Genomic DNA, 8,167 nt, shown 5'->3' on the forward strand with positions numbered 1-8,167 from the left:
GTCCTTATCCAAAGCGGAACGCGGAGACGGTCGCCTTCATGACGACGTCGGAGAAGATGCGCTCACCGGGAGAGTCGGCACCCGCGCCCGCCGCGATCATCAGCGGCAGCAGATGCTCTTCGCGCGGGTGCGCGTTGCGCGCGGCATCACCCTCGCTCCATTGGGCGAGCTGCCCCAACCGCGCACCGGCGTCGTCCTGCCCCAGCGCGTCGGTGAGCCAGCCGTCGAACGCGGCGGAGGGTGCGGTTGCCATCGGCGTGCGGAAGGCGCGCATGTTGTGATAGCTCATGCCAGACGCGACGATCAGCACGCCCTCATCGCGCAACGCTGCCAGCGCCTTGCCCGCCGCGATATGCTCGGCGGGGTCGAGGTTCGATTTGAGCGACAGCGGCACCACCGGGATATCCGCGTCCGGAAAGGCAAGCAGGAAGGGGATGAATACCCCGTGATCGAACCCGCGGCGCACATCCACGCGGATCGGGATTCCGGCGTCCTGCATCAGCTCGACGACGCGGCGCGCGACGTCGCTCGATCCCGGGGCGGGATATTGCAGCTGATAGGTGTGCGGCGGGAAGCCGTTGTAATCGTAGATCATCCCCGGCGCCGGCACTGAGGCCACGGTGAATTCCGCCTCCTCCCAGTGCCCCGAGACGACCAGGATCGCCTTGGGCTTCTCCGGCAGGTCGGCGGCGAGCCCGCGCAGCCAGGCAGCGGTCTTGTCCCATGTATCCGCCGGTTCGCCCATCAGCGACCAGTCCATGAAGAAGCACGGCCCGCCCCCGTGCGGGATGAACAAGGTCGGCTGCGTTACGCCCGTCATGCGATGAAATCCCCGTTTCGATACAGTGGATGATGCTAGTGGGTTCTAGCCACGCGGCGCGCAGTTCCACTTGTCGGGATGCGCCGGGAAAGTTGTTGCGCGCATCCAGCCCACCCATCGAGCGGAACAGGGCCGGATCGGACTAGACGCCTCGCGAACTGTTTCTTGTCCGACGCGGGCGTTGGTCGCTTTGGCTTTGACGTGGAGCCCGCGAGGCGTTCGTCTGCCGGGGCAACCGACTCTGTGAGGCGCGTCTTTCATGTCAGCCACCGAGAATTCGCGAACCGCTCTGGGCGTGGTCATCGCCTGCACGATCGGCAACATGCTGTGCATGACAACAACGGTCAGCGCGGTGTTCGGGGTGTTCCTGGTCCCGATCGCGCAGGATTTCGGTTGGCCGCGCGCGCAGGTGACAAGCGTGCTGGGGCTAATCGCGATCATCAACGCGCTCGCCTATCCGCTGGTGGGCCGCACGATCGACCGCTTCGGCGCGCGCCCGATCCTGCTGGCGGGGAACGTCCTGCTAGCGGCGAGCGTCGCCTCGATTAGTCTGGCGCACGCCACGGTCGCCAGCTTCTACGGCCATTTCGTGCTGGTCGGGCTCGCGGGTTCTATCCCGTGTACAGCGATGTTCTCCAAGGTGGTGTCGGGCTGGTTCGACAAAAGGCGCGGGCTGATGCTCGGCATTTCCGCCGGGGTCGGCAATGGCGTGGGAGCGACGATCATGCCGATCATCGCCGCCGCTAGCCTGGCCGCTTTGGGATGGCAGACCAGCTACGCGCTGATCGGCGCGATCATCTTCGTCGTCGGTTTCCCGCTGCAATGGTTCCTGCTGCGCGATCCCGCGCCCGTCGCAGCCAGCATCAATGCACCGGTGCCGCAATTGGCGGGGCATACGCTGGCGGAGGCGCTGCGTACGCCCGCCTTCTGGCTGATCCTCGCGACGCTGGGGCTGGGATCGGGGTGCCTGACGGCGGTGTTCTCCCACGTCATCCCGGTGCTGACCGATCGCGGGTTCGACCTTGCCACTGCCGCCTCCGTCATGTCGACGCTGGCGCTGGTGACGAGCGCCGCGCAGATCCTGTCGGGGTCGCTGCTCGACCGCTTCGCCTCGCCGCGGGTTGTCGCCCCCGCGTTCGCGATCGCGACCGCCGGGCTGTGGCTGCTCGAACATCGCGACGGCGCGACGCTGCTGGTCGCGGGCGCGATGCTGGGCGTGGGGCTAGGCGCGGTGTTCGGCGCGCTGCCGCTGTTCATCTCGCGTTATTTCGGGCTACGCAGTTACGGCACGATAGGCGGAGTGATCTACGCGATCGTCATGCTCGCGCAGGGCGGCACGCCGGTGGCGATGGACTGGATGTTCGATTCCTATGGCAGCTATGCACCGTCGATCCTGCTGATCGAGGCGTGCCTGCTGGGTATCTCCGCGCTGATGCTGGTGCTGCCGCCGTTCGGCGCGCGCCGGGTGACGCATGAGGATGTCGCCGGGCTGGCGCATGTCGGGCTGTAAAGCGCGCGGCACGTCAACTTTGCGGACGCGCAGGGGCAAGCATCACACACGCCCGCGCATAGACTGAGGTCACAAGGCGGCGTCCCCGCGGCGCGGCCTGTGACGGAGGTGGCGCGATGGTTCGTTCGATCGGCAACACCGGCCTTGTGGCGCCCGCCACCGGGGTCGCGATCGCGGCGGCGGTGGGGTTCGGGCTAGGCCTGTCGCAGACAATGCTGGGAATTTTCGGCATCCTGCTCGTCCCCATCGCGACCGATTTTGGCTGGCCGCGCGCGCTGGTGGCGGGCGTGATGAGCCTTGTGGTGGTCAAGGCGCTCGCGCTCACGCTGCTCGTCGGAACGCTGGTCGATCGCTTCGGTCCACGCCGCGTGCTGCTGAGCGCGCTGACGCTCTATGCGATCGGGCTGATCGTGTTCGCCACGTTGCCGGGCGAGGTGACGATCTTCTACGCCGGCTTTGGGCTGATCTGCGCGCTGGGCGCGCCGATGGCAGGGCCGACGCTGGCCAAGGCGTTGGCCGGTTGGTTCGACCGCGATCGCGGCGCCGCGATCGGGCTGTCGGCGGGGCTGGGCACCGGTATCGGATCCGCGGTCTTCCCGGTGGTCGCGGGGAGCGCGCTGCCATCGCTCGGCTGGCGCGGGGTGGTGATGCTGATCGCCGCGATCATCCTGCTTCTCGGCGTGCCGGTGGTTTTCGCGCTGTTCCGCGACCCGCCACCGCGCGAGGTCGAGAGGGGCGCGGCGGAAGGCCTGACGCTGACGCAGGTGCTCCACACTCCCGCCTTCTGGGGACTGATGCTCAGCGTCGGGATCTGCGCTGGATGCATGACCGCGATGTTCACGCAGGTGGTGCCGATCACGCTGTCGAACGGGATGGCGATGGGCGAGGCGGTGACAGCGGTGAGCACCTTCGCGCTGGTCTGCGCGGGCGCGCAATGGGCGATCGGGATGTTGATTGATCGGTTTCAGCGACCGGCGGTGCTGGTGCCCTTCTACCTTGTCGGCATTGCGGGGCTGTGGCTGCTGGCCAGTTCAACCACCGTTCCCTCGCTGCTGGCGGCGGCGGTAATGATGGGGGTGTGCCTGGGAGCGGAATATAGCGCGCTGCCGGTGCTGCTGTCGCGCTGGTTCGGGCTGGTGCATTTCGGCAAGGTCTCGGCACTGGCCTATGGCATCGTTGCTGTTGTCTCGGGGTTTATACCCGCGGGGCTTAACGCGGTGTTCGACGCGACCGGATCATATCGCCCCGCTATTGACGCGATGCAGATGGTGATGCTGATCGCGACGCTGGCGATAGTACCACTGCCGGCGCGGATCGCGCGCGCGCCTCGCAAAGTCGCGGCTGCGGCGCTGTACCGCGCTTGAGATCAGTCCGGGATCGGGCCACCGCCTGCACCGCTCTCCCGGATCGCTGCATTGATGTGCGCGAGGTCCGCCGCCCCAAGCGACAGCGTGGCGGCGGCGAGCCAGCCATCGACCTGCTGGGGCGCACGCGCGCCGACGATTGCCCCCGTCACCCCCTCCACCGCCAGCACCCAGGCGACCGCCACCGCCGCCGCGCTCACCCCACGCTGTGCCGCAACTTCGCGGATCGCCTCGGCCACTGTCAGGTTACGGAGCAGCGCCTCGCCCGAGAAATCCGCATGCCGCTTGCGCCAGTCATCATCGGCCAGCGCGTCGACGCGCTCGGCCGAGAAAGCCCCCGATAATAGCCCCGACTGCATCGGACTGTAGACGATCACCCCGGTGCCGTGCGCGCGGCACCATGGCAGCTCGGCGGCGAGCGACTTACGCCGGATCGCGGACAGCGGCGGCTGGAGCGTGTCGACATGGCCGATCGCCTCAGCGGTCTGAAGCTGCGCGGCGTCATGGTTCGACAGGCCGATCGCGCGCACCTTGCCCTCCGCCTTCAGCTCGAGCAACGCGCCCCAATATTCTTCCAGCGGCGATCCGTCCTCAGCGGGCCAGTGCATCTGATAGAGATCGATCACATCGACGCGCAGGCGGCGGAGCGAGCCCTCTACCTCGCCCCGGATGCTGTCGCGCCGCCCGACGCGCCGCTTACTGTAGCGGTCCGCCGGATCCCACACCTGCCCGCATTTGGTGAAGACATAAGGGCGTCCGCTTTCTGGTAACTCCGCCAGCGCGCGCGCGACGATCTCCTCCGAATGGCCGAGACCATAGATCGCGGCCGTATCGATCCAATTGACGCCACGATCGACCGCGTGGCGAATTGCGCGGATCGACTCATCGTCCGACTGCGCGCCCCAGCCGACCGCCCAGTCCGCCCCGCCGATCGCCCAGGCGCCGAAGCCGACCCGCGTGATCGCAAGACCGGTGCTACCCAGGTCGACGACCGGCAACGTCGCGACCATGTTGCTGACCTGCATCGCCCAATTCCTCTCTCGAATGAGCGTCCTTAGCGCCGCCGCGAGGGAGAATGGCTTGACCCACAGACCCCTTATTCTTGATTGCGCCTTGTGACGAAGCGTTTTCGTTTGTGTGCAACCGTTGAAACTGCCCGGGGCGTATGCGCCCGCAACAAAAACCGCCTGCAGCGATCCGGAGCTGTCGGCGATCAACACATGGTTCGGCTGTCCGGCACTGTCAGGGCGTGTCGGCTCACCTCAGCGGAGCGGCCCCACCATCTCCGCGTCGAAAGGCTAGTTTATCACTGCCATAGAGCCTATCCGGACCGTGGCAGCCCAACCCGGGCGGTCAAGGGAGGTGATATATATAGACACCGCAACAATCGTAGCACTGGTACTCGGCGTCGCGACGCTCGTCGTCGCGCTCCTCAGCTTGGTAGTGAAAATTATCGAGCTGTCGCGCCACTAGGCCGAGTTGGGGACGTCCCGGCGCTGGAACGTCGGGGCGTCCTTAAAAAAAGTTTGAGCCCCGAACGCTGGAACGCTCGGGGCTCAGGGGATGACCTATAGACATAGAACATCGCAGCCAGGCCTATATACGCTTCAATCTATGACGCTGCAAGGCTGCCCTGCCGCAATCCGGGCGCCGTTTACGCGCGAGCAATGCCGAAAGCGTGGCGGATCCAAAAGCAGTCACCCAGAGGGCGCTGGTCGCTTTCCGACCTTCGTCGTTCGTTCATCTGGATGCGTCGACCTACGCCACACACAGGCCGCACCTCTTCTCGCTCAATGAGCGTGTCCAAGGCCTGCCGCGAGCATAGCGGCCAGCGCTTCCTCAGCCCTTTGCCTCAAGGCCGGGTTGGTGGATGACAGATCCCGGCGGATCCAGTCAGGTGCCCGGCTAACAACAGCGGCAACCACCGCCAGCTGCTCTTCCGTCATACCGTCAGTTTTCCCTTTTGTTCTCGCGCTCGCTGACTCATAGAATCCGAATGCCGATACGTCCCGAGAACCGCTGGCTCTACCCCATTGACTGGGAGCAGCTGTCGGCAACGGTACGCTTCAAACGCGCAGGTTCGCGGTGCGACCACTGTGGCCGCCCTCACTTGCGCAGGATCATCCACCTAGGAGATGGTAGGTGGTGGGACGCGGACGCCGGGTGCTGGCGATCGCATCTGGGAAGACGAGTTTCGCTCTCAGGCTATCTCGCACTCTCGTCTGTGCGATCGACCAAGGTCGTGCTGGCCTGCGCCCATCTCGACCACGATCCCGGCAACAATGCGCGCTCCAACCTGGCTGCGCTCTGCCAGCGTTGTCATCTGGTCCACGATGCTGCGGAGCACCGCTGGCAACGTTGGTGGAATAGGTTCCGGCGCCGAGCCATTCGCGACCTCTTCGAGGACCCACGTCTAACCAGACGGCGTGTCGTTCAACCGGCTGCTAACTTGCTAAGGCGCACTGCGCAGCGAGCTTAAGTGCGGATACCCAGCGTCTTGCGCGCGGCGCCAAGCGCGGCTCTGCCGCTCTTCTCCGCTTTGCCGACGACCTCCTCGGCCACCTGCTCGATGGCAGCATCGGCGCTCTCCACCCCTGTCGCAGCCTTTCGCCCCAGTCCGATCTGCTTCGCATGTGAGCGGCGCCGCTCACTGTATCCCGGCGCCACTATCGGATAATCTGACTTGAGGTTGAAGCGCTCGCGATACTCAGCAGGCGTGAGCCCGTGGCTGGCGAGATGACGCTTCAAACTGGCGTACGGCTTGCCGTCTATCATGCTGATGATCCGATCCGGATCAGCGAGCGACTTGCGGGCCGACACCGCCGGCATATGCTCAGCCGCTGACGTGGCGTCTGCGACCGAAGTGCGGCTCGACAAACCCTCCACAGCCTCGTGCATCGACGTCAGGAAGGCGAGTACCTCGGCCGAGCTTGCACGCGTGTGTGGATTAGTGAGCCAGGCCGCTGTCAATTCCGCGGCGAGCGCAATGGTATCGGGCGCATGCGCGCTTGGCTCGGAGGTCATAATGGTGGTTCTTTGGGTCTAGTGAGGCGGGAAATCCGCTGTCCAGCGTTCTGATCGCCCCTCTCCAATCTACTGTGTGTTTTTTGATCTCTAAGTCACCTTTTGATGCTGAGACCCAGGCGCGGTTACGCGTGGCGCCTCACTCGCCCTCGAACATGAGCCTGCCGTCATCTGTTCACGCCTCTTGCGTGCCCTCCGCTGCCGTGGTCATGCCTGGATCGCATTCAACGATCGAGGGAGCCGCGGCATGCAGGTGAACGCAGAGGGTGAAGACACTGAGTCAGAGCGCGCCGAAGTTCACTTCCTCGCTGCGCTGTTAGACGAGCTGATGCGCAAGGTTCTTAGTGCCAGCGTGTTGACGCAAGCGGAATTGAACGAGGTTGAGGCCGCCGCTGCTAAGAGAGTCGGCGGAGTACCTCGAGCTTGGTAGCGTCAGGAGTGCCAACCGGTATCAGTGCGCTAGCGACCCATACCCTCTCGTGCCGAGGACCCAAAAAACCGGTCACTTTCAGCGCCCTGCCCGGCTCCCATTTTCGGACGCCCGTTCATCTCCGCCACCGACACCCGTGACGCGCCGCAAGGCCGTTGATCTGGTCGAGGCTTGGCAGGAAAGCGGTCGTTTTCCGACCATCACTCGAGGTGCTTGGTCATACGATAGTTGTGAATGGGCACTCCGCTGACGAGGAGGTCGCGGCGATGATCCAGGCTGAAGCCCTTGCGTGAGAAGAAGCGCCGCGCCGGTTCACTTGCCTCCACGTAGAGGAGCTGTTGACCGTCGTTCTGCGCCTCGCGCTCGATAGCATCGTACAACATTGAAGCCACGCCGGTACCTGCCAAATCGGCGCGGCAGAAAAGATGATCGATGTGCCCATCACGCTCTAGATCACAGAAAGCGAGCGGCTCGTCCTGCTCGCCGGCCGCCACAAGGAAGAGTCGGCCGTCTCGCGCCCAAGACTCGAACCGCTCAACGCTTGGTACGCCTGGTGCCCACGCTTGGACCTGTTCGAAGGAGTAGTGCTGTCCCGCAATGCGGTGGATTGTCTCGTAAAATAGTTGCGCGAGGGCGGGACCGTCGGCGGAGGAGAAGGAGCGGATGTGCATAAGCTGCTCCTTAAACTAGGCAGCATATATCCGCCATCGCGGCGCTTGCGGTGCGCTGTCCTCTCGTTTCAAGACCCAAGCTCGGTCACTCAGATCCACCTGCCGGCCACCCAACTCCGGTCACTCGTTCATGTCGGCCTCCGAGGTGATCCGACCATTCGGCGCAGCTATCTCGCTGGTTTAGCGTGATGAGGATCGGTACGCATTACCGTTGCAACTACGCTGCGGATTTATGAGCGGACCGGCGTGGGCGTGAGGTGGCCCCCTAATTGACCTGACAGGGCCTCGCTCTTGGATAAGAGTGAGGCATATGACTGAGCTTACGACCAGGCGTTACAACGACGGTGA

General features: G+C 64.8%; 7 protein-coding genes. 3 read left to right on the forward strand and 4 right to left on the reverse strand.

Translation table 11 applies throughout. The features are described from left to right. Positions 1-4: 4 nt before the first annotated feature. A complete protein-coding gene (locus EV292_RS21695; protein WP_132911356.1) occupies positions 5-820 on the reverse strand; it encodes a class III extradiol ring-cleavage dioxygenase in 816 nt (271 codons plus the stop codon). A gap of 259 nt (positions 821-1,079) precedes the next feature. Between EV292_RS21695 and EV292_RS21700 the strand changes: the two genes are divergently transcribed. Next, complete coding sequence (locus EV292_RS21700; protein WP_132911357.1) at positions 1,080-2,330, forward strand: MFS transporter; 1,251 nt, start codon at positions 1,080-1,082, stop codon at positions 2,328-2,330. 116 nt (positions 2,331-2,446) lie between these two features. After that, the gene (locus tag EV292_RS21705) at positions 2,447-3,694 is read left to right on the forward strand and encodes an MFS transporter (protein ID WP_132911358.1); all 1,248 of its coding nucleotides are present in this window, start codon (positions 2,447-2,449) and stop codon (positions 3,692-3,694) included. A 2-nt stretch (positions 3,695-3,696) separates the two neighbouring features. Here EV292_RS21705 and EV292_RS21710 read toward each other — a convergent pair whose 3' ends face one another. Together EV292_RS21710 and EV292_RS21720 are read right to left on the reverse strand one after the other, a co-directional pair. Next, the gene (locus tag EV292_RS21710) at positions 3,697-4,914 is read right to left on the reverse strand and encodes an aldo/keto reductase (protein WP_243693911.1); all 1,218 of its coding nucleotides are present in this window, start codon (positions 4,912-4,914) and stop codon (positions 3,697-3,699) included. 1,255 nt (positions 4,915-6,169) lie between these two features. Continuing rightward, a complete protein-coding gene (locus EV292_RS21720; protein ID WP_132911360.1) occupies positions 6,170-6,718 on the reverse strand; it encodes a MucR family transcriptional regulator in 549 nt (182 codons plus the stop codon). A gap of 247 nt (positions 6,719-6,965) precedes the next feature. Here EV292_RS21720 and EV292_RS21725 point away from each other — a divergent pair, with 247 nt between their 5' ends. Beyond that, positions 6,966-7,148, forward strand: a complete 183-nt coding sequence (locus EV292_RS21725) for a hypothetical protein (RefSeq protein WP_132911361.1) — start codon at positions 6,966-6,968, stop codon at positions 7,146-7,148. A 200-nt stretch (positions 7,149-7,348) separates the two neighbouring features. Here the strand turns inward: EV292_RS21725 and EV292_RS21730 are convergent, their stop codons facing one another. Next, the gene (locus tag EV292_RS21730; protein WP_132911362.1) at positions 7,349-7,819 is read right to left on the reverse strand and encodes a GNAT family N-acetyltransferase; all 471 of its coding nucleotides are present in this window, start codon (positions 7,817-7,819) and stop codon (positions 7,349-7,351) included. Positions 7,820-8,167 lie beyond the last annotated feature (348 nt).

Origin of the sequence: Sphingomonas sp. BK235 (assembly GCF_004345855.1) — a bacterium.
In the GTDB taxonomy this organism is placed as follows: Bacteria; Pseudomonadota; Alphaproteobacteria; order Sphingomonadales; family Sphingomonadaceae; genus Sphingomonas.

Bases quoted from the DNA above. Each gene is read 5' to 3' on its own strand.
- EV292_RS21730 (WP_132911362.1), bottom strand. From the start codon at position 7,819: ATGCACATCCGCTCCTTCTCCTCCGCCGACGGTCCCGCCCTCGCGCAA.
- EV292_RS21695 (WP_132911356.1), bottom strand. From the start codon at position 820: ATGACGGGCGTAACGCAGCCGACCTTGTTCATCCCGCACGGGGGCGGG.
- EV292_RS21705 (WP_132911358.1), top strand. From the start codon at position 2,447: ATGGTTCGTTCGATCGGCAACACCGGCCTTGTGGCGCCCGCCACCGGG.
- EV292_RS21720 (WP_132911360.1), bottom strand. From the start codon at position 6,718: ATGACCTCCGAGCCAAGCGCGCATGCGCCCGATACCATTGCGCTCGCC.
- EV292_RS21700 (WP_132911357.1), top strand. From the start codon at position 1,080: ATGTCAGCCACCGAGAATTCGCGAACCGCTCTGGGCGTGGTCATCGCC.
- EV292_RS21725 (WP_132911361.1), top strand. From the start codon at position 6,966: ATGCAGGTGAACGCAGAGGGTGAAGACACTGAGTCAGAGCGCGCCGAA.